Origin of the sequence: Arthrobacter sp. 9E16 (assembly GCF_002929435.1) — a bacterium.
GTDB classification, from domain to species: Bacteria; Actinomycetota; Actinomycetes; order Actinomycetales; family Micrococcaceae; genus Arthrobacter_B; species Arthrobacter_B sunyaminii.
This window is the reverse complement of sequence record NZ_PJIU01000001.1, coordinates 502,408-521,892: the sequence shown is the minus strand read 5'-3', so window position 1 is coordinate 521,892 and position 19,485 is coordinate 502,408. Positions and strand designations below refer to the sequence as shown.

Here is a 19,485-nt window from a genome sequence, read left to right as displayed (position 1 = left end):
GTAACGTGTTGCACATGAAGTTTGCAGATACTGTCCTGGACCTGATCGGCAAGACCCCGCTGGTGAAGCTGCACCACGTTACCGATGGCATCGCGGCCACGGTGCTCGTGAAGCTGGAATACCTGAACCCGGGCGGATCCATCAAAGACCGCATCGCGGTCCGGATGATCGAGGCCGCTGAACGGGAAGGCAAGCTGAAGCCCGGCGGCACCATCATCGAGCCCACCAGCGGAAACACCGGCGTCGGCCTGGCACTGGTGGCACAGCAAAAGGGTTACCGCTGCATCTTCGTCACGCCGGACAAGGTGGGGGTGGAAAAACGCGATGTGCTTCGCGCGTATGGCGCCGAAGTGGTGGTGACACCCACCGCCGTCGCACCCGACAGCCCCGACTCCTACTACGGAGTCTCCGACCGCCTGGTCCGGGAAATCCCCGGCGCCTACAAGCCGGACCAGTTCTCTAACCCCTCCGCCCCGGAAAGCCACTATGAGTCAACGGGACCGGAGATCTGGGCGGACACCGACGGCACGGTGACCCACTTCGTGGCCGGCGCCGGCACGGGCGGCACCATCACGGGCACCGGCCGCTACCTCAAGGACATCTCCGCCGACCGTCCAACCGGCCCGGTGCGCATCATTGCCGCCGATCCGGAGGGCTCGGTGTACTCCGGCGGCACGGGACGTCCCTACTTCGTGGAGGGCGTAGGCGAGGACATGTGGCCGGGCAACTATGACCCGTCCGTTCCGGACGAGGTGATTCCCGTGAACGATGCGGAGTCCTTCGCCATGACCCGCCGGCTCGCCCGGGAGGAAGGCCTGCTGGTAGGCGGCTCCTCCGGCATGGCAGTAGTGGCGGCCCTGCGCGCTGCCCGCGACCTGGGCCCCGACGACGTGGTGGTGGTGGTGCTGCCGGACAGCGGCCGCGGCTACATGGGCAAGATCTTCAACGATGAGTGGATGCGCTCCTACGGTTTCCTGCAGGGCCCGGAGCAGGAAGCCGCCGTCCGCGACGTGCTGGCCACCAAGGACGGCTCGCTGCCGGACCTGGTGCACACCCATCCCAACGAGACGGTCCTGGACGTCATCAACATCCTGAACGAGTACGGCGTCTCGTGCATTCCGGTCCTGTCGCAGGAACCGCCGGTGCGCATCGGCGAGGTCCTCGGATCAGTGGACGAGCGCTCGCTGACGGAGAAGCTGTTCCGCGGCGAGGCCAAGCCCACTGACAGCATCAGGGACCACATGGGACCGCAGCTGGCGATGGTCGGCGCCGGGGACTCCGTGGCTGCCGCCAAGGAAAAACTGCAGGAGAACGACGCCGTCATGGTCACCTCAGAGGGCGCGCCGGTGGGAATACTCACGCGGCATGACCTGCTGTCCTACATGAGCGTCTAACCGACATCCATCCTGAAGCAAGGGAGCAAACCATGAGCGAAGGCTTCAACACCCGCGCCATCCACGCGGGCCAGACCCCGGACCCCACCACCGGTGCGGTCATTCCGCCGCTATACCAAAGCACCACCTACGCCCAGGACGGCATTGGCGGACTGCGCAACGGCTACGAGTACGGCCGCGGCACCAACCCCACCCGCGATGCGCTGCAGGACCAGCTGGCCGCGCTGGAGGGCGGGGCCCACGCGTACTCCTTCAGCTCCGGGCTGGCCGCGGAGGACGCCCTGATCCGTGCCCTCCTGGCCCCCGGAGACCACATTGTGCTCGGCAACGACGCCTACGGCGGCACCTACCGATTGATCAACAAGGTTCTCTCCGCGTGGGGCATCACCAACGCTGCGGTGGACATGTCCGACGTCGGCGCCCTCACCCGGGCCATCGCCGCCGGCAACACCAAAATGGTGTGGCTGGAAACGCCGTCGAACCCCATGATGAAGATTTCCGACATTGCCGCTGTCGCGCAGGCCGCGCACGACGCCGGGGCCTGGCTGGTTGTCGACAACACCTTCGCTTCCCCGTACCTGCAGCAGCCGCTGGCACTGGGCGCGGACATTGTGGTGCACTCCACCACCAAGTACATCGGCGGGCATTCCGACGCCGTTGGCGGCGCGGTCATCCTGAACGACGACGCCGCCGCCGAGAAGATCGGCTTCATCCAGTTTGCGGTCGGCGCGGTGTCCGCTCCCATGGAAGCCTGGCTGACCACGCGCGGACTGAAGACCCTGGGCGTGCGGATGGACCGGCATTCGTCCAACGCCATGGCGGTCGCCAAGTGGCTGCGGGACCAGCCCGCCGTCGAAAACGTGCTCTATCCGGGGCTGGAAGACCACCCCGGACACGATCTGGCCAAGGCCCAGATGAAGGACTTCGGCGGAATGGTCTCGGTGTCCTTCAAGGGCGGCGAGGCCGCGGCCAAGAAGGTGGCCGAATCCACCCGTGTGTTCACGCTGGCGGAGTCGCTGGGCGGGGTCGAGTCGCTGATGAATTATCCGTCGGAAATGACGCACGCATCAGTCAAGGGCACCGAGCTTGCCGTTCCGGAGAACCTGCTGCGGCTTTCCGTGGGCATCGAGGATCTCGAAGACCTGATCGCGGATCTGGAGCAGGCACTGGACCAGTTGTAGGAAACCTGCAGCCTTAAGGCCGCCGCCGGCCCAGGAGCCGGCGGCGGGCCTTGGGATCTCGTTCCTGGAAGAACCTGCTGCTTTGCGGCAGCCACAGCAGCAGCACACACAGCAGCAGGACGGCGCCGAGGGCGACCAGCGCCGGGCCGCGGAACAGCAGCGGTATCCCGAGAATCATGCCCACGGTGGTGAGTGTCTCGCGTGCGCTGCGTTTCCCGGTCCGCAGGCGCAGCGCATAAAACCCGATCACCACCGCCACCGCCAGGGTCACCAGCCCCAAACTGGTGAGTGCTGCGCCGTCGCGGTGCTGGGTCTGGGCTGACGTGATGAAGGAAATCCCGGCCACGGCCACCAGAACGGCCGCCGCCAGCCAGGCTCCGAAAGCGGCCCGGATGATCTTGGGCAGAGGAGTGCGGGGACTGTTCGTCACGGGGCTGCGGTCTGCGGGTCTGGTCACTGGCGGCCGGCCACTACGGGCGTCCGGGTCTGGGTGTCATAGCGGTAGACCTCACGTCCGCCGATCCACACGGTCAGCGCCCGCTGCATGACATCGAGCGGATCTCCGCTCCAGAGCACAACATCGGCGTCCTTGCCCGGCTCAAGCGAACCGATGCGGTCTGCCAGGCCCAGGACCTTGGCGGGATTGATGGTGACCGAACGCAGGGCTGTCTCGGGATCCAGTCCTTCCTTCACCGCCAGGGCTGCCTGATAGATCAGGAAGTTGATCGGCACCACCGGATGGTCGGTGATGATGGAGATTTCCACGCCCGCCGCGGCCAGCTTGCCCGGGTTTTCCATGCTCCGCTGGCGCAGCTCCACCTTGGAACGGGTAGTAAACAGGGGGCCGATCAGCACCGGCACCCCGCGCTCGGCCAGGACGTCTGCCAGCAGGTGGGCCTCGGTGCCGTGGTCCAGGACCAGGTCATAGCCGAACTCGTCGGCCAGCCGCAGGGCCGTGCCAATGTCGTCGGCGCGGTGGGCGTGCTGGCGCCACGGGATTTCCCGGCGCAGCACCATGGCGAGGGCTTCGAGCTGGGGGTCGCGGTCGTCGTCGTCGTTCTTTCCCATGTGGTTCTGTGCATCCATGAACGCCTTGCGGATCACCAGCGCCGTGCCCAGCCGGGTGGACGGGGTCTGCTTCTTGTCGCTGTACACGCGCTTGGGATTCTCGCCGAGGGCGGACTTCAGGCCGCTGGGGGAGCGGAGGACCATTTCCTCCACGTACCGCCCGTGCGTGTGCAGGGCCACGGCCAGACCGCCGATGGGGTTGCCCGAACCGGGGTTGATGTTCACTGCGGTGACCCCTCCGGCGAGCGCATCATCGAAACCCAGATCGTGCGGGTTGACGCCGTCGATGGCGCGGACCCCGGCCATCACCGGGTCCGTCATTTCATTCGTGTCATTGCCGGCCCAGCCTTCGCCCTCTTCATGCACGCCGAGGTGGGTGTGCGCGTCGACCAGGCCCGGCAGCAGCCACTGGCCGCCGGCATCGATGACCTGCGCTCCCTCCGGAACGGTGACGTCCGGTCCAAGCTCCCGAATCCTGCCGTCTTCCAGCACCACCGTGCCGTCGAACGGCGGCGCAGTGACGGGAACAACGCGGGCATTAACGATGGCCAAAAGCGGTGCGGACATGAGCAACCTTCCAATGATGGATTGACTGCGCCCAGCCTATCCTGTGCCCCGGACAGTTCACCGATGCGCGGCCCCCGGTAGACTTGCGAGCGTTAATATCTCGGTTGGCTGTAGTGCAGGGAGAATCATGGGCCTGAAGACCCGATCCGGAATGGCCCGGCTGGCAGTAACTCTGGCGGCGCTGATCGCTGCGGCACTCATGATCACTGCAGCCTTTGTGATTTCCCCCCGGCACGGGCTGGATTTCAGCGTCTACCTGACCGGTGGACAGAGCGTGATCGACGCCGGAGGCGAGCTCTACACCAAGGAACTGCGGTACCGCGAGGGCAGCAGCCTCCTGTTCACGTATCCGCCTTTTTCGGCGCTCCTGTTCGCCGTTCTGGCGCCGTTCGGGCAGAGCCTCGGACTCAACATTTTCACCGGCATCTCGCTGCTGATCGCCGCAGCCACTGCCGTGTTGGGTGTTGCCTACGCCTTCCGGCAGCCGGGAGTGCGCGCCGTCCTCAAGCACCAGTGGCTGCGTCCGCTGGCCCTGGCCGGCATTGGTTTCGTGATCCTGCTGGGACCCTGGCGGGAAACCCTGGCGTTCGGGCAAATCAACATTCTGCTGTTCGGGCTGATCATGGCGGACTTCCTGATTAAGCGGGACACCTGGCCCACGGGACTGCTGACCGGCGTCGCTGCCGGCTTGAAGCTCACGCCGCTGGTGTTCGGCCTGTATTACCTGGCGCGCGGAGACTGGCGCGGCCTGCGCAACATGACCTTTGGCTTCCTGGCCACCTTTGGGCTTGGCTTCCTGATCCTGCCGCGGGAATCACGCACCTATTGGGCCGAGCTGCTGCCCGACACCTCCCGGATTGGCGGGGCCGGATATGTGGACAACCTGGGTATCAAGGGCGCCATCCTGCATTTCACCGGACCGGATTTCCCCGTGGACCTGCCCTGGCTGCTGCTGTCCCTGCTGATGGTTGCTGCGGCGGCCGTGATCATCCGGCTCGCCGGCAACCGCGGAGACCTGATCACTGCCCTGGCTGCAACCGCGCTCCTCATGCTGCTGATCTCACCGGTCTCCTGGTCGCACCACTGGGTGTGGGCGGCCCTCTTCATCCCGGTCCTCTGGCGGAACATCGCGGACTTTACGCAGCAGGGAACAGGGGTTCACCGCTGGGGCATGGTCCTGCTGGTCTCATCCTTTGTAGTTTTCCTGCTCTCGCCCAAGGCCATTGGCTGGCTCATGGGGGCACCAAACCTTGATTCCCAAATACCCGAGGCATGGCTCATGGCCTCCAGCGTCGGTGTCTTCTGGGGAGTGGGCCTGATGGCCTGGTGGCTCGTCGCGCTGTGGAAGAGCCGCCCGCAGCGTTGGTGGAAACAGCCCGTTTCGGAACAGATCCCGCTGGCTCCCGTGAAGAACGTTCAGCCGTAGTTTCCGGTCACTGCCCGCCGAGTGTCAGGCGGAACACAAACCAGCCTCGTAGAATCATCCGCATGACCCCGGGAACCCTGCTGGCCGTATGCCGCGTCCATGAACTGCTGCCCACCACTGACTCCACCGGTGTGACGGCAATCGACAAGCGTCCCGTCGTCGGGCCCGTGAAGGTTCACGGTCTCGGTTTGAGCGGGGACATTCAGGCCAGCCGCAAACACCACGGCGGGGAATCCAAGGCCGTTTACGCCTATTCGCAGGACGACGCCGACTACTGGGCAGGCGAACTGGGTACGGACATTCCTCCGGGCCTCTTCGGCGAAAACCTGCGGATTGCGGGCCTTCCGGTATCCGAGGCCGTGATCGGTGAGCGCTGGCAGATCGGGGACCGGACCATCCTGGAAGTGACCTGTCCCCGCACGCCGTGCCGGAATTTTGCCCAGCGGATGGAGCAGCCCGGCTGGGTGAAACGGTTCGCTGCGGCCGGCCGGGTGGGAACCTATTTGCGCGTTGTCCGCAACGGGACCATCAGTGCGGCAGACCCGGTGACTGTTATCCGGCGTCCGGAACACGGGGTGACCTCCGGCGATGTTTTCCGCGGGCTCAGTCCGGCACAGGCCGGGCTGCTGGCCGACGCGGAGGCTGCAGGGGGACTGGTGCTGTCTCCGGAAATCAAGAAGGTCCTGCGCACCCTGGAATCGCGGCAGTCCCGGGAAACCGCGGCCGCCGCCCAATAAACCCAAAAGATCAAGCGAACTCCCGAAAACGCCGTCAAACCAGCAAAATCGAGAGCCAGGAGACCGGCCAAAACAGCTGATTATGGGCCCGTGTGCCCAAGCTCACCGGCAACTGTGGACGGGCCACCCCCGGCATGCCGTACACTTGAAACATCCCCCACTCCGGTATTCCCTTATTTTCCTACGGTTTCTGACCGTTAGGTACGTTGTGTTGGGGCTCGCGTTTTCGAATGCGGGCAGATTCATCTTTTTGGGAGCGCCGGCAAAGAAATCGTCACACCGGCCACGCCTCACAATCCAGTGAAATTGGCCTACAGCTGTGACGGAAAGTCCTGCCATGGGATTGCAACAGCGCCGGACTTACGTCCTGCGGCCGATATTGGCCGCGCGGTCCCAATGAATGAGGATTATTTCTTTTGCTTGACACTGTAGAAAACACTGACACCGCAGCAACCGCCGCTCCCGAAGCAGCTGAAGAGAACCAGGTTCTCTTCACCGATTTCGGTCTTGATGCCCGCGTTCTGCAGGCCCTGGTTGACGTCGGCTACGAAAAGCCGTCCCCCATCCAGGCAGCCACCATCCCCCTCCTGCTTGAAGGCCGCGACGTCGTCGGCCTGGCGCAGACCGGTACCGGCAAGACTGCCGCGTTTGCTGTTCCCGCCCTGTCCCTGATGGCCGGCCTGCCCGCCACCAAGGACACCCAGATCCTGGTGCTGGCACCGACCCGCGAACTAGCCCTCCAGTCCGCTGAAGCCTTCGCTTCCTACGCCAAGCACATGGACAACTTCACCGTCCTGCCCGTCTACGGCGGCTCCGCTTACGGCCCCCAGCTGGCCGGCCTGCGCCGCGGCGCCCAGGTTGTTGTCGGTACCCCGGGACGCGTCATCGACCACATCTCCAAGGGTTCCCTGGACCTGTCCAACCTGCAGTACCTGGTTCTGGACGAGGCTGACGAAATGCTCCGCATGGGCTTCGCCGAAGACGTCGAGCAGATCCTGGCGACCACGCCCGCCGACAAGCAGGTGGCACTGTTCTCCGCCACCATGCCCGGCGCCATCCGCAAGATCGCCAAGAAGTACCTGAACAACCCGGCGGAAATCACGGTCAAGTCCAAGACGACCACCGGTGCGAACACCCGCCAGCGCTACGTGCAGGTCATGGGCCCGCACAAGCTGGACGCCATGACCCGCATCCTGGAAAGCGAAGACTACGACGGCGTTATCGCCTTCGTCCGCACCAAGATGGCCACCGAGGACCTGGCTGACAAGCTCAAGGCCCGTGGTTACCTGGCCGCAGCAATCAACGGTGACATCCCGCAGCAGCAGCGCGAGCGCACCGTCGAGGCCCTGCGCAGCGGCAAGATCGACATCCTGGTTGCCACCGACGTCGCCGCCCGCGGCCTTGACGTTGAGCGCATCAGCCATGTCATCAACTACGACATTCCGCACGACACGGAGTCCTACGTCCACCGCATCGGCCGCACCGGCCGTGCAGGACGCACCGGCGACGCGATCCTCTTCATGACTCCGCGCGAGAAGTACCTGCTGCGGGCCATCGAAAAGGCCACCCGCCAGCCCGTTGAGCACATGCAGCTTCCGAGCATCGACATTGTGAACAACAAGCGCCTGGCGAAGTTCTCCGAGCAGATCACCGAAACCCTGGCATCCGAGGATGTCTCGGTGTTCCGCGACCTGGTCACGACCTACCTGGCTGACCACGACGTCACCGCCGAGGAAGTTGCCGCTGCACTGGCCGTCATGGCACAGGGCGGCCGCCCGCTGCTGATGGAAGAAATTCCCCAGGCTCCGGCCCGCCAGCGTGAGCGCTCCGAAGGCCGCAACGACGGCAACGGATCCCGCGGCCCGACACGCCCGCTGACCGAAGGCAATGCGACGTACCGCATCGCTGTCGGCCGCCGCCAGCGCGTCATGCCCGGCTCCATCGTTGGCGCCATTGCCAACGAAGGCGGACTGTCCTCCGCACAGATCGGCGGCATCGACATCCGCGCCGACCACACGCTCGTTGAGCTCCCGGCTGACCTCAGCCAGGACCAGCTGCGCGCTCTGTCCCGCACCCGGATTGGCGGCGAGCTGATCCACCTCGAGCTGGACAACGGCCGCAAGCCGGCCCGCGAACGCGAAAGCGGCGGCTTCAATGACCGCGGCGACCGCGGCGGCTTCAAGAAGGACTTCAAGAAGCGCGACGGCGAGCGCAGCTTCGGTGACCGCAGCGGCAGCGACCGCGGCGGCTTCAAGAAGCGCGACGGCGACCGCGGCGGCTTCAAGCCGGCCGGTACCCGCGCACCGCGTTTCCGCGACTAAGCACCGGGCTTTTTGGAGGGCAGCGCCGAGAGGCGCGGCCGCTCTGAGATAAGTTACTGACGCACAGGAAAGGCACCTCCGAATTATCGGAGGTGCCTTTCCTTTTCTGCGTGTGGAACTCTTTCGGGAGTCCGGGAAGCCCGGTGCGTCACGGCCCGGTCATGCAGTTCAGGAGACCAGCGTGCGCTGGCTCTCCAGCCGCAGTTCCAAGTCATTCATGACGATGGCGGCCAGGTCCTCGAGAGTCTGAACATCGTTTTCCGTGAATTCCCGTGGCTCCCGGTCCAAGACGCACAGGGTGCCCAGGTTGTAGCCGTCGCGGGTCTGCAGCGGCACCCCGGCGTAGAACTGCATCCCAAACTCGCCGGCCACCAGGGGATTGGCCAGAGTCCGCGGATCAACCCGCGCGTCGGACACCACCCAGGCATCGTCCTGCAGGATTGCCGAGGCGCACAGTCCCGGGTCCCGGCCGATCTGCTTGACGTCAGTTCCGTGGTGGGACTTGAACCAGATCCGGTCCGTGTCCACCACACTCACTATCGCCACCGGGACGGAGAACAGCCGTGCAGCCAGGGCCGTGATGCGGTCAAAGGCACCGTCCGGGGGAGTGTCCAGCAGGTTGTAGCGCCGCACAGCTGCGATGCGCTCGGCTTCGTCGGCCGGAATCAGCGGCAGGCTCAGCCGGTGGCGGGCGCGGGGTGCCACCGCAAGTTCATACAGGGCGAGGGAAGCCTCGTGGGCGGACGGGCGGTCATAGGGCTTTAGAGCCGTCATGGCGGTCAGCAGGCTCCGGAACCCATCCTCGAGGTCCTCGGGGATGGCAGGGGTGCGCAGGAGGCGTGCCACAGCACTCTCCAGGGCGGGCCCCGGGTAGGCAGGTACGCCGGTGAGGCACTGCAGGAGCACCAGGCCCAGCGAGTAGATGTCCGATTCCGTGCCTACCGCCTCGCCGCGGGCCTGCTCCGGGCTCATGTACGCAGCGGTGCCGGTGAAGGTTCCGTTCTGCGGCTGCGGCTCCCGGGCAATCAACGCCACGCCGAAATCGGTGAGCTTGGCGCGGAGGCGGGCGTCGTCACCGCGGTAGTCAAAGAGCATGATGTTGGCCGGTTTGACGTCCCGGTGCACCACGTGGGCGCGATGCATGTAATCCAGACCCACCGCGAGGTCATAGCCCAGCTGGGCCACCTTGCGGGGAGCCAGCGGTCCGTCCTGAAGCCGCAGCCGCAGATCCGCACCCTCCACCAGTTCCATCACCAGGTACACCTGCTGGATACCGGGAGCGGCGAGATGTGTCCCGGCGTCGAGCAGAGTCACGAGACTGTGGTGGTTCAGCCGTGCCAGGATCTTCGCCTCGGCGTCGGCCTGCTCTTGCTCTTCTGCCGTGGCAGCCGAAGTCCGGACCACCTTCACGGCTACGTCGCGGCCCAGGAATTCATCCCCGGCGCGGTAAACGGTGCCCATGGAGCCGGCACCGATTTGTTGCTCCAAACGGTAGCGACCGCCCAACAGGGCACCGTCCGGGTGCTGCGGTGAATCTGTCACTATGCCTACTTTCTCGTCCCCTAAGCATACTGACTATTGGCGGAAAACCCTGCTTCGGAGCACCGCTTCCAGACGGAGCGGCGGGCTCGGGAAGCTGCCGATTTCCCCGCAGCTCAGAGTGGCCCAGATCACTTTATCTGTGCGGTTTTTGCCCGATTTCATGTTCTCGAAAACTACTGGTAAAGTATTTACTCGTTGCCCCGATAGCTCAGTGGTAGAGCGCCATCTTGGTAAGATGGAGGTCCCGGGATCGATTCCCGGTCGGGGCTCTCAATGGGAGGGCCCGTGTTGCTAAGGCTGTTTGTTTTTGCAGAGGCCAATTTAGGGACGCGGGCTTCACTCATTTAGTGGCGGTGTAGCTCAGTTGGTTAGAGCGCACGACTCATAATCGTGAGGTCGGGAGATCGAGCCTCCCCACCGCTACAGATAAAAAACCCCCGGTTTTCCGGGGGTTTTTTCTTTTTCCCGCCGGTTGCCCACCTGCCGCGCACAATCCCTGTCCAGTTGGGCCCGCACGCCGCGTCCGGTGTGCAGAGCGCCCTGCGGCAGGACAATTCGTCCAAATCTCCGATCCGGCCCGTGTCTAAGCTGGATGCACCGTCCGGCGTGACGAGTGACACAGGGGGAATTCCCCGAAAGAAAGTCCGCCGGGGAACAGGGGAGCATACAGATGGTGAATTCAGCATCGCCGCACGGACCGGCCGGACTGGATGGATCAGCGGCAGGCTGCCCAGCGGACGCCGCGGGCCAGCGGCCGCTTGACGGGATCCTGGTTGCGGATTTCTCCCGCGTGCTGGCAGGCCCGCTGTGCACCATGACGCTGGCGGACCTGGGCGCCCGGGTCGTGAAGGTGGAACGCCCGGGAGCCGGTGATGACACCCGCAGCTGGGGGCCGCCCTGGTCGGAAACAGGTTCAACGTATTTTGAATCGGTGAACCGGAACAAGGAGTCCGTCTGCCTGGACCTCAGCGACCCTGACCATCTGCAGGCGGCGCGGGAATTGGCACTGCGTGCGGACGTGCTGGTGGAGAACTTCAAGCCCGGCGGACTGGACCGGCTGGGCCTGGGGTACGCCGAACTCAGCACCGCAAATCCCGGGCTGGTGTATGCCTCCATCTCCGGCTTCGGAACAACCGGCGGCAGGGACATTCCCGGATATGACTTCATCGTCCAGGCCCTTGGCGGACTGATGAGCATCACGGGGGAAGCCGACGGCGCTCCGTACAAGGCCGGCGTCGCGCTGGTAGACGTTCTGACGGCCAAGGACGCCACCATTGCCGTATTGGCCGCCCTCCAGGCCCGCCGCGCGACCGGGCGCGGCAGCCACGTCCAGCTGAATCTGCTCTCCAGCCTGCAGGGAGCCCTGGCCAATCAGGGGCAGGCCTTCCTGGGGGCCGGAGCGGTGCCGGCCAGAATGGGCAACGCCCACCCGTCGATCGTGCCGTATCAACTCCTTGAATGCGCTGACGGACCGCTTGCCGTCGCCTGCGGCAATGACGCACAGTTTCGCCGCCTCGCCGGGGAGCTGGGAGCGCCGGACCTGGCCGATGACGGGCGCTTTGCAACGAACAGTGCCCGTGTGCAACACCGTGAGGCGCTGGTGCCGCTGCTGGAAGAGCTGCTGGCGGCGGCTCCGGCTGCCCAATGGCAGGAACGGCTGACGCGGGCCGGCGTGCCGGCCGGCCGGGTCGCGGGCATCGATGACGGCATTGCCTACGCCGAATCGCTGGGACTGGAACCCACCATCGAGGTCCGGGACGCCTCGGGCGCCGTGAGCGGGCGGCAGCTGCGGCACCCCGCCGTCTGGGAGCCGCCGCTGGCACCGCGCGTCCAGGCCCCGCCCCGGCTGGGCGAGCACACGGACAGTGTGCTCTCCTGGCTGCGCAGCGAAGAGGCCGAGAGGCAGCCAACCGATCACCTTTCGTAGTGCCGCAGCTCCATCCACAGCGGTGCAAAGACATCGGGATCATCCAGGTCCACACCGAGCAGCGAGGAAGCAAGGCTGATGCGGTGCCGCAGCGAGTTGCGGTGCACCCCCAGGCTGCGGGAGGCGTTTTCCCAGTGGCCGCGGTGACGCAGATACTCGGTCACTGTGCCCACCAGGTCCGCCCGCGGGTAGCCCTGCAGAAGAGTCACCCATTCACGCGCGCGGGAATTGCTGTCACTTCCGGTCCCCACCAGCGAACCGGGCGGTGCCTGCCGCAGGGCCCGCCGGACGGCCGGCATCACCGACGCCGCTTCCCCCAGCGGGACCGGCTCGCTCAGGGCTCCGGCCAGGTGCGGATGGGCCGCCGCAGGGCTGGACGCCGCGGCCCCCGGTTCCTGCCCCGCGGCCGGAACTTCGTGGGCCGGAAGCACCAGGTACAGGGCTGATTCCTCCTCATGGCGCAGCAGGCCGGCGGCCGAATAGTCCGGAAGGGGAGGCAGCCCGGCATCGGGAACCAGAGCGGAAGCGGCCCGAATCAGCAGTCCCGGGTTCTCGCCGGCCCGGACAGTAAGTCCCAGCACGCGCACCCGGCCGGGCAGTTCCTGCAGGCCCACGTCTGCAGCGAGGATGCGTGCCGCCTCCGTGTGTCCGTGAAGGACGAGCTTGGCCACGGCAGCGCCCAGCGTCGCAGTGGCGCCGGAAACCACCTCCCGCTGCCGTGCCTTGAGCGCGAGCAGCGTGCAGACGGTCAGGATCACCTGGCGGTCCGCCGCCGTCAGCGTGCGTCCGGGGCCCACGGCGAGGAAACCGTGGATGCGTCCGCTGGTGCCGATGGAATACTCCACAACGGCCTGCCCGTGGATTTCAAAAGTGGCCGCAGAGTGTGTTCCGGCCCGGTTGAGCCGGAGGGTTTCGGCGCGCAGCGGCGGAATGTACCCCTCGGCGCTGGCGGGCCAAAAGGTTGATGGCCCCGAATCGGCGGGCAGATACGCGGCCCAGCCCCCCAGCGCCTGCGCCAGGCCGCGGACGACGGCGGTGGTCGCGTCCGGGCGCATCGCCGCCTGGGCGAGGGCTGTCTGGGTGCCCAGGCTGCTCATGAGGTCGGCCTGGCTGCTCCGGGCGGACAACCGCCAGTACGCCCGCGAGATGTTCTGGAACGGCACTCCGTCGGGAACGGTCAGCAGTTCAACGCCCGCCGCTGCGCAGGCCTCGGCCACCGGCAGAGGAACCTCCTCCAGCCACGGGCCCAAGCCCAGGCCAAGGGCCAAAATTCCCTTGTCCCGAAGCCGCGCCACGTACTCTCCGGCAGCGGCATCATTGCGCACCAGCGGCATGCCGGTGGTGAGCAGCAGTTCCCCGCCCTCCAGATAGGGCGTGGGGTCCTCCAGCTCGGACACATGGACGCCGGTGAGCTGGCGGTTAGGCTGCTGCCGTCCGGAATGGAAGACCAGGAGGGGGCCCAGGGCATTGCTGAGCTCAGTGAGGGAGACCATAGACAAATCATCCAGTACCGCGGCCAAAATTGGCTCAAATGTTCAATGACGCACGTCGCATTGCTCCGTAGCGTGTGCGCATGACCGAGACGACTTTTGAATCCGCAGCCGCACCCCTTCCCCAGACCAGGCACCTGGCAACCGACGTGCCGGGCCCCCGTTCCCGGGCGCTGCACCAGGAGCGCACGGCCCACGTCAGCGCCGGCTTCGGCGTCACATTGCCCGTCTTCATTGACCGGGCGGACGGCGGGATCCTCCAGGACGTGGACGGCAACCGGTTCATCGACTTTGCCTCCGGAATTGCGGTGACCAGTGTGGGTGCCGCCAATCGGCGGGTCCGGCAGCGGGTGGCTGCGCAGCTGGAAAAGTTCACCCACACCTGTTTCATGGTCACCGAATATGACTCGTTCACCCAGGTATGCCGCTGGCTCAATGAACACACCCCCGGCGATTTCGACAAGCGCACCGCCCTGTTTTCCACCGGCGCCGAAGCCGTGGAAAACGCCGTCAAGATAGCCCGCGCGGCAACCGGCCGGCCTAACGTGCTGGTTTTCGACGAGGCCTACCACGGGCGCAGCCTGCTCACCATGGCCATGACCGCCAAGGTAAACCCGTACCGGCTCAACTTCGGTCCGCTGCCCGGCGAGGTTATCCGGGCAGCCTCGGCCAACCCCCTGCGCCCTTCAACCGGTGCCGAGGCAGGGAACGCCGCAGCTGCACTGGCCTCCGTTGAACAGACGCTGGCAGAAAGCGGCCCGGAAACCTTCGCTGCCATGGTCATCGAGCCGATCCAGGGCGAGGGCGGGTTCATTGTTCCGGCGCCCGGTTTCCTGGCCGGACTGCGGAAGATCGCCGACCGGCACGGGATTGTCCTGGTCATGGATGAAATCCAGGCCGGCATGGGCCGCACCGGCACGCTGTATGCCAGCGAGTACGAGGGCGTGGCCGGCGACATCACCCTCAGCGCCAAGGCACTGGCCGGGGGCCTGCCGCTGTCCGCCGTCACCGGACGGACAGAGCTTTTGAACGCCGTGCATACGGGTGGACTCGGCGGCACCTATGCCGGCAACCCGCTGGCCTGCGAGGCCGCACTGGCAGTCTTTGAGGAATTCGAAGACGGCACCCTGCTGGCCAACGCCCGGTCCATTGAAGCTGCAGCCCGTGAGCTGCTGGAACCGCTGGTGGAGGAGATCGGCGTCGTGGCCCAGTTCCGCGGCCGGGGAGCCATGCTGGCCCTGGAGTTTGCCGATCCCCACACCCTGCAGCCCCGGCCGGACCTGGCCGCAGCTGTTTCCGCAGGTTGCCACGCCCAAGGTGTCCTGACCCTGACCTGCGGTACCTACGGAAACGTCATCCGCCTTCTGCCGCCGCTGGTCATTGGCGACGAACTGCTGCGCGACGGGCTGGATGTTCTCCGCACGGCCATCCTTCAGACGGCATCCTCCGCCGCACCCGCAGCCAGCATTTCCTGACACACCCGGCCCCGCTGATAGGGGCCGGCCCCACAGCACAACCGCAACGCCCTACAGAGATGGAGCATCATGACCGCCCTTGCCGCCCAGGAACCCGGCGAAGCAGCCTTGGAACCCGCAGACCTCATTAACTTCGACTCCCTGCTCACCCCGGCGGAGCTGGAGCTGCGCGCACGGGTGCGCGGTTTCGTCAATGATCAGATCCGCCCGAACATTGCGCGCTGGTACGAGGACGCCCATTTCCCGCTCGAAATTGTTCCGGAAATGGGCAAACTCGGTCTTCTGGGCATGCACCTGCATGGCTACGGCTGCGCAGGCGGTTCCGCGGTCGAATACGGGCTGGCCGGAGCAGAGCTGGAAGCCGGCGATTCCGGACTGCGGACCTTCGTTTCCGTGCAGGGGTCACTGGCGATGAGCGCCATCGCCAAATGGGGCTCGGAGGAGCAGAAAACCCAGTGGCTGCCGGGAATGGCGGCCGGCGAACTCATCGGCTGCTTTGGGCTCACCGAACCGACAGCCGGATCCGATCCCTCATCCATGAAGACTTTCGCCCGCCGGGACGGGGACGACTGGGTGCTCAACGGCACCAAGCGCTGGATCGGACTGGCCAACGTTGCCGCCGTTGCCGTCATCTGGGCGCAGACCGACGACGGCGTCCGCGGCTTCGTTGTGCCCACTGACACGCCGGGCTTTGCCGCCACGCCGATTGAACCGAAGCTCTCGATGCGTGCCTCCATCCAATGCGAGATTGAACTGACCGACCTCCGCCTGCCTTCTGATGCGGTCCTGCCCGGCGCCAAGGGACTGCGCGGGCCCTTCTCCTGCCTGAACGAAGCCCGCTACGGCATCATCTGGGGCTCCATGGGCGCCGCACGCGATTCCTTCGAAACCGCCCTGGCCTATTCCAAGGAGCGGCTGCAGTTCGACAAACCGCTGGCCGGCTACCAGCTGACCCAGCAGAAGCTGGTGGACATGGCCCTGGAAATCAACAAGGGATTCCTCCTGGCCCTGCACCTGGGACGGCTGAAGGACGCCGGAACCCTGCAGCCGCACCAGATCTCAGTGGGCAAGCTCAACAACGTGCGCGAAGCCATTGCGATTGCCCGCGAAGCCAGGACCATCCTCGGCGGCAACGGCATCACGTTGGAATACTCACCGCTGCGCCACGCCAACAACCTGGAGTCGGTGCGCACGTACGAGGGCACCGATGAAGTGCACACCCTCATCCTGGGGCAGAAACTCACCGGCATCCCCGCCTTCCGCTAACCGCCCGCGAATCCCGTCCGCAGCCTCACCGCCGTCCCACACCAGGAGCTCCCTTGACGCACTCTGCACCAGCCGCCGCACTGCGGCACTACATCAACGGAACATGGGAAGAAGGCACCGGTTCCGTCCTGACTTCGGTCAACCCGGCCCGGCCCGGCGAAACAGTGGCACACGGCCCTCAGGCCTCCACAGAGCAGCTGGACCGTGCGGTGGCCGCTGCGTCGGCGGCAGCGCGTGCCTGGGCCGGTACTCCGATGCATGAGCGCGGGGCAATCCTGCTCCGGGCCGCCGGCATCCTGGAACGGGACCAGGAGCGCCTCGGCCTGGAACTGGCGCGGGAGGAAGGGAAAACCCGAGCCGAGGCACAGGGCGAAGTGCTCCGCGCAGCACAGATCCTGCGGTACTACGGCAACGAAGGGGACCGGTCCGCCGGGGAGGTTTTCTCCTCCCCGCGCCGGGGCGAACGGATCCTGGTGGTCCGCAAGCCGCTGGGTGTGGTGGGTGTGGTGACACCGTTCAACTTTCCGATCGCCATCCCGGCCTGGAAGATCGCCCCGGCGCTGGCGTACGGCAACACGGTGGTGTGGAAACCCGCCAGCACCGTACCGCTGCTGGCGTTGCGGCTGGCCGGTGCCCTGGCGGAAGCGGGGCTCCCCGCGGGTGTACTGAACCTGGTCATCGGACCGGGGAGCCTGGGCAGCGCCCTGGTGGAACACCCGCGGCTGGACGGTCTCACCTTCACCGGATCAACCGGCATCGGACGGCGTCTCGCCGCAGCCGGTGCCGCGCGCGGCGTTCCGGTGCAGGCGGAGATGGGCGGCAAGAACGCGGCCGTCGTGCTCCGGGATGCGGATCTGGATCTCGCAGCCGAGCAGGTCCTGCTGGGAGCGTTCCGTTCCACCGGCCAGAAATGTACCGCAACCTCGCGCCTCATCGTGGACGGGGCGGTGGCCGATGATTTCCTGGACCGGCTCCGCGCCCGCCTTGATGCCTGGGTGACCGGTGACCCCGCCGACGACGGAGTCCACATGGGGCCGCTGATTAACGGAGCGGCTGCGGACAGCGTGAGCGCCGGGGTGGAGGCAGCCCTGGCCGAAGGAGCGGAACTTGCCTATCAGGGCAAGGCTCCGGGCCGCGCCGACCCGGACGGCGGGTTCTTCCTTCCGCCGACGGTGCTGGAACTGCCGGGCGATCCGGCGGCCGGGGCAGCCAACACTGCTTGGCGGGAAGAGTTCTTTGGCCCCGTGCTGAGTGTGCGCCGCGCTGCTGATGCCGGACAGGCTTTTGAACTGGCCAACCAGAGTGAATTCGGGCTCAGCGCCGCCGTCTTTACCCAGGATGTCACCCGCGTGCTTGATGCCGTGGACAGCCTTGACGTTGGCATCCTGCACGTGAATTCGGAATCCGCCGGCGCCGATCCGCACGTGCCTTTCGGCGGTGCACGGAAATCCGGGTACGGACCGAAGGAACAGGGCGGCGCGGCGAAGGAATTCTTCAGCCACACCACCACCGTCTATCTGCGCGGGGGAAATCCGGGCTGACAGTTCGGCGCCGGGCACCGCATCACCACCTGACCGCAACACCCACCCGAGGTAATCACAGAATAGGTAGATCAATGGGCAGAACAGAAGTGAAGTCCACGCGGGACGCAGAGCCGTCCCTCCTCAAGGTCCTCGGTAACTGGGACGTTCTCGCCCTGGGTTTCGGAGCCATGATCGGCTTCGGCTGGGTGGTCCTGACCGGCGACTGGATCACCTCGGCCGGCACCATGGGCGCGGTCCTGGCCATGGTCACCGGCGGCCTGATCATGGCGGTGGTTGGCCTGACCTACGCCGAACTCGTGGCAGCCATGCCCAAGGCAGGCGGCGAGCACAACTACCTGCTGCGCGGAATGGGACCGCGGTGGTCCTTCATCGGATCCTGGGGGATTACCGGCGGGTACATCACCATTGTGGCCTTTGAGGCCGTGGCCCTGCCGCGGACCGCCACCTATCTGTTTCCCAACCTCAACGCGGTTCCGCTGTGGGAGATTGCCGGGGACCACGTGCACCTGACGTGGGCGCTGGTGGGCGCGGTGGCCGCCGTCGTCATTACGGCAGTGAATATTCTGGGTGTCAGGCACGCCGGCGTGGCGCAGACCTTTGTAGTTCTGCTGCTGATCGTTGTCGGACTGATGCTGGTCTTTGGCTCCTTCACCGGCGGATCGACAGCCAATATGGAGCCCTTCTTCACCGGCGGGATGGGCGGCTTCTTCGCGGTGCTGGTGGTGGTTCCGTTCATGTTCGTGGGCTTTGACGTCATTCCGCAGTCCGCGGAGGAAACCCACATCCCCGCACGGCAGATCGGCCGCCTGGTGGTCATCGCCGTCGCGCTGGCCACCGTCTGGTACGTGGGCACTATCCTCACCACCTCCTCCGCCATGAACGCGCAGGAGCTCGCCGGCACCGACATTGCGACGGCGGACGCCATGGGTAAACTGTTTGGCTCCGACATCATGGCCAAGATCCTCATCGCGGGCGGAATCGCGGGCATCCTGACCTCATGGAACTCCCTGCTGCTGGGTGCCTCACGGCTGATGTATTCGATGGCGCGCGCGGGGATGCTGCCGGCATGGTTCGGCAAGCTGCACCCCAAGTACCGCACCCCGGTCAATGCGCTCCTGTTCATCGGGGCATTGTCCGTCCTGGCGCCGTTCTTCGGGCAGAATATGCTGGGCTGGCTGGTTGATTCAGGGTCACCGAGCATTGTGATTGCCTATGCGATGGTTTCGCTGGTGTTTGTCCTCCTGCGCCGCCGCGAACCGAAGATGGACCGCCCGCTGCGTATCGGCGGCCAGGGCAACGGCGGTCAGCTGATCGGCATCGCCGCGGCGGTGCTGTGCCTGGGACTGCTCTCGCTGTACCTGCCCGGCATGCCGGCCGCGCTGGGTGCCGTCCCGTGGCTGCTCTTTGGCCTGTGGTGGACGCTGGGACTCTTCTTCCTGCTGCGTATTCCCGGCGGGATCGCCCCCGGGGAACATGCGGAGGAGGATCTGCTGGAACGCCTGGCCGCGCGGCGCCGGCGCTAAACGGGAACGGAGCGGCGGCGGGCC

Annotated in this window: 14 protein-coding genes and 2 tRNA genes; 12 read left to right on the top strand and 4 right to left on the bottom strand. The window is 66.0% G+C overall.

Going from position 1 to position 19,485, the window contains the following annotated elements:
- Positions 1 to 14: 14 nt before the first annotated feature.
- Together CXR00_RS02420 and CXR00_RS02415 are read left to right on the top strand one after the other, a co-directional pair.
- Positions 15 to 1,394 carry a cystathionine beta-synthase gene (locus CXR00_RS02420; RefSeq protein ID WP_104052849.1) on the top strand — a complete coding sequence of 460 codons (1,380 nt, stop codon included), beginning with the start codon at positions 15 to 17 and terminating at the stop codon, positions 1,392 to 1,394.
- A gap of 32 nt (positions 1,395 to 1,426) precedes the next feature.
- Complete coding sequence (locus tag CXR00_RS02415) at positions 1,427 to 2,575, top strand: cystathionine gamma-synthase (protein WP_104052846.1); 1,149 nt, start codon at positions 1,427 to 1,429, stop codon at positions 2,573 to 2,575.
- Positions 2,576 to 2,588: 13 nt separating this feature from the next.
- Here the strand turns inward: CXR00_RS02415 and CXR00_RS02410 are convergent, their stop codons facing one another.
- Both CXR00_RS02410 and CXR00_RS02405 read right to left on the bottom strand, forming a co-directional pair.
- Positions 2,589 to 3,005, bottom strand: a complete 417-nt coding sequence (locus CXR00_RS02410) for a hypothetical protein (protein WP_146068439.1) — start codon at positions 3,003 to 3,005, stop codon at positions 2,589 to 2,591.
- A 23-nt stretch (positions 3,006 to 3,028) separates the two neighbouring features.
- Positions 3,029 to 4,210: an amidohydrolase gene (locus tag CXR00_RS02405; RefSeq protein WP_104052841.1), complete on the bottom strand. Its 1,182-nt coding sequence runs from the start codon at positions 4,208 to 4,210 to the stop codon at positions 3,029 to 3,031.
- Between the two features lie 127 nt (positions 4,211 to 4,337).
- On the opposite strand from CXR00_RS02405, the gene CXR00_RS02400 reads away from it, so the two are divergent.
- The 3 genes from CXR00_RS02400 to CXR00_RS02390 all read left to right on the top strand — a co-directional run bounded on the left by CXR00_RS02400 (position 4,338) and on the right by CXR00_RS02390 (position 8,694).
- Positions 4,338 to 5,636 (top strand): glycosyltransferase 87 family protein, encoded by a 1,299-nt coding sequence (locus CXR00_RS02400; RefSeq protein ID WP_258060251.1) that lies wholly within the window; start codon positions 4,338 to 4,340, stop codon positions 5,634 to 5,636.
- Positions 5,637 to 5,698: 62 nt separating this feature from the next.
- Positions 5,699 to 6,373, top strand: coding sequence for an MOSC domain-containing protein (locus CXR00_RS02395; protein ID WP_104052838.1), 675 nt, complete (start codon positions 5,699 to 5,701; stop codon positions 6,371 to 6,373).
- 416 nt (positions 6,374 to 6,789) lie between these two features.
- A complete protein-coding gene (locus CXR00_RS02390) occupies positions 6,790 to 8,694 on the top strand; it encodes a DEAD/DEAH box helicase (RefSeq protein ID WP_104052836.1) in 1,905 nt (634 codons plus the stop codon).
- Positions 8,695 to 8,862: 168 nt separating this feature from the next.
- Here CXR00_RS02390 and CXR00_RS02385 read toward each other — a convergent pair whose 3' ends face one another.
- Positions 8,863 to 10,236, bottom strand: coding sequence for a protein kinase (locus CXR00_RS02385; RefSeq protein WP_258060250.1), 1,374 nt, complete (start codon positions 10,234 to 10,236; stop codon positions 8,863 to 8,865).
- A 197-nt stretch (positions 10,237 to 10,433) separates the two neighbouring features.
- Between CXR00_RS02385 and CXR00_RS02380 the strand changes: the two genes are divergently transcribed.
- The 3 genes from CXR00_RS02380 (at position 10,434) to CXR00_RS02370 (ending at position 12,163) form a co-directional block, all read left to right on the top strand.
- Positions 10,434 to 10,505, top strand: a tRNA-Thr gene (locus CXR00_RS02380).
- An 80-nt stretch (positions 10,506 to 10,585) separates the two neighbouring features.
- Positions 10,586 to 10,659, top strand: a tRNA-Met gene (locus CXR00_RS02375).
- Positions 10,660 to 10,906: 247 nt separating this feature from the next.
- Complete coding sequence (locus CXR00_RS02370; RefSeq protein WP_104052832.1) at positions 10,907 to 12,163, top strand: CaiB/BaiF CoA-transferase family protein; 1,257 nt, start codon at positions 10,907 to 10,909, stop codon at positions 12,161 to 12,163.
- On the opposite strand, the gene CXR00_RS02365 is transcribed toward CXR00_RS02370, so the two are convergent.
- A complete protein-coding gene (locus tag CXR00_RS02365; RefSeq protein WP_104052829.1) occupies positions 12,151 to 13,656 on the bottom strand; it encodes a PucR family transcriptional regulator in 1,506 nt (501 codons plus the stop codon). The two genes, CXR00_RS02370 and CXR00_RS02365, sit on opposite strands and share 13 nt — an antisense overlap.
- Before the next feature lie 80 nt (positions 13,657 to 13,736).
- Here CXR00_RS02365 and CXR00_RS02360 point away from each other — a divergent pair, with 80 nt between their 5' ends.
- The 4 genes from CXR00_RS02360 (at position 13,737) to CXR00_RS02345 (ending at position 19,461) form a co-directional block, all read left to right on the top strand.
- Positions 13,737 to 15,128 (top strand): aminotransferase class III-fold pyridoxal phosphate-dependent enzyme, encoded by a 1,392-nt coding sequence (locus tag CXR00_RS02360; protein ID WP_104052825.1) that lies wholly within the window; start codon positions 13,737 to 13,739, stop codon positions 15,126 to 15,128.
- A 69-nt stretch (positions 15,129 to 15,197) separates the two neighbouring features.
- Positions 15,198 to 16,394, top strand: a complete 1,197-nt coding sequence (locus tag CXR00_RS02355) for an acyl-CoA dehydrogenase family protein (RefSeq protein WP_104052824.1) — start codon at positions 15,198 to 15,200, stop codon at positions 16,392 to 16,394.
- A 53-nt stretch (positions 16,395 to 16,447) separates the two neighbouring features.
- Positions 16,448 to 17,935, top strand: a complete 1,488-nt coding sequence (locus CXR00_RS02350; RefSeq protein ID WP_104052822.1) for an aldehyde dehydrogenase family protein — start codon at positions 16,448 to 16,450, stop codon at positions 17,933 to 17,935.
- Between the two features lie 74 nt (positions 17,936 to 18,009).
- Complete coding sequence (locus CXR00_RS02345) at positions 18,010 to 19,461, top strand: APC family permease (RefSeq protein ID WP_104052820.1); 1,452 nt, start codon at positions 18,010 to 18,012, stop codon at positions 19,459 to 19,461.
- Positions 19,462 to 19,485: the final 24 nt, after the last annotated feature.

What these genes read in the sequence shown, in the direction of transcription:
- CXR00_RS02360 (WP_104052825.1), top strand. Translation starts at nt 13,737, where the DNA reads ATGACCGAGACGACTTTTGAATCCGCAGCCGCACCCCTTCCCCAGACC.
- CXR00_RS02420 (WP_104052849.1), top strand. Translation starts at nt 15, where the DNA reads ATGAAGTTTGCAGATACTGTCCTGGACCTGATCGGCAAGACCCCGCTG.
- CXR00_RS02400 (WP_258060251.1), top strand. Translation starts at nt 4,338, where the DNA reads ATGGGCCTGAAGACCCGATCCGGAATGGCCCGGCTGGCAGTAACTCTG.
- CXR00_RS02415 (WP_104052846.1), top strand. Translation starts at nt 1,427, where the DNA reads ATGAGCGAAGGCTTCAACACCCGCGCCATCCACGCGGGCCAGACCCCG.
- CXR00_RS02355 (WP_104052824.1), top strand. Translation starts at nt 15,198, where the DNA reads ATGACCGCCCTTGCCGCCCAGGAACCCGGCGAAGCAGCCTTGGAACCC.
- CXR00_RS02405 (WP_104052841.1), bottom strand. Translation starts at nt 4,210, where the DNA reads ATGTCCGCACCGCTTTTGGCCATCGTTAATGCCCGCGTTGTTCCCGTC.
- CXR00_RS02370 (WP_104052832.1), top strand. Translation starts at nt 10,907, where the DNA reads ATGGTGAATTCAGCATCGCCGCACGGACCGGCCGGACTGGATGGATCA.
- CXR00_RS02395 (WP_104052838.1), top strand. Translation starts at nt 5,699, where the DNA reads ATGACCCCGGGAACCCTGCTGGCCGTATGCCGCGTCCATGAACTGCTG.
- CXR00_RS02345 (WP_104052820.1), top strand. Translation starts at nt 18,010, where the DNA reads ATGGGCAGAACAGAAGTGAAGTCCACGCGGGACGCAGAGCCGTCCCTC.
- CXR00_RS02365 (WP_104052829.1), bottom strand. Translation starts at nt 13,656, where the DNA reads ATGGTCTCCCTCACTGAGCTCAGCAATGCCCTGGGCCCCCTCCTGGTC.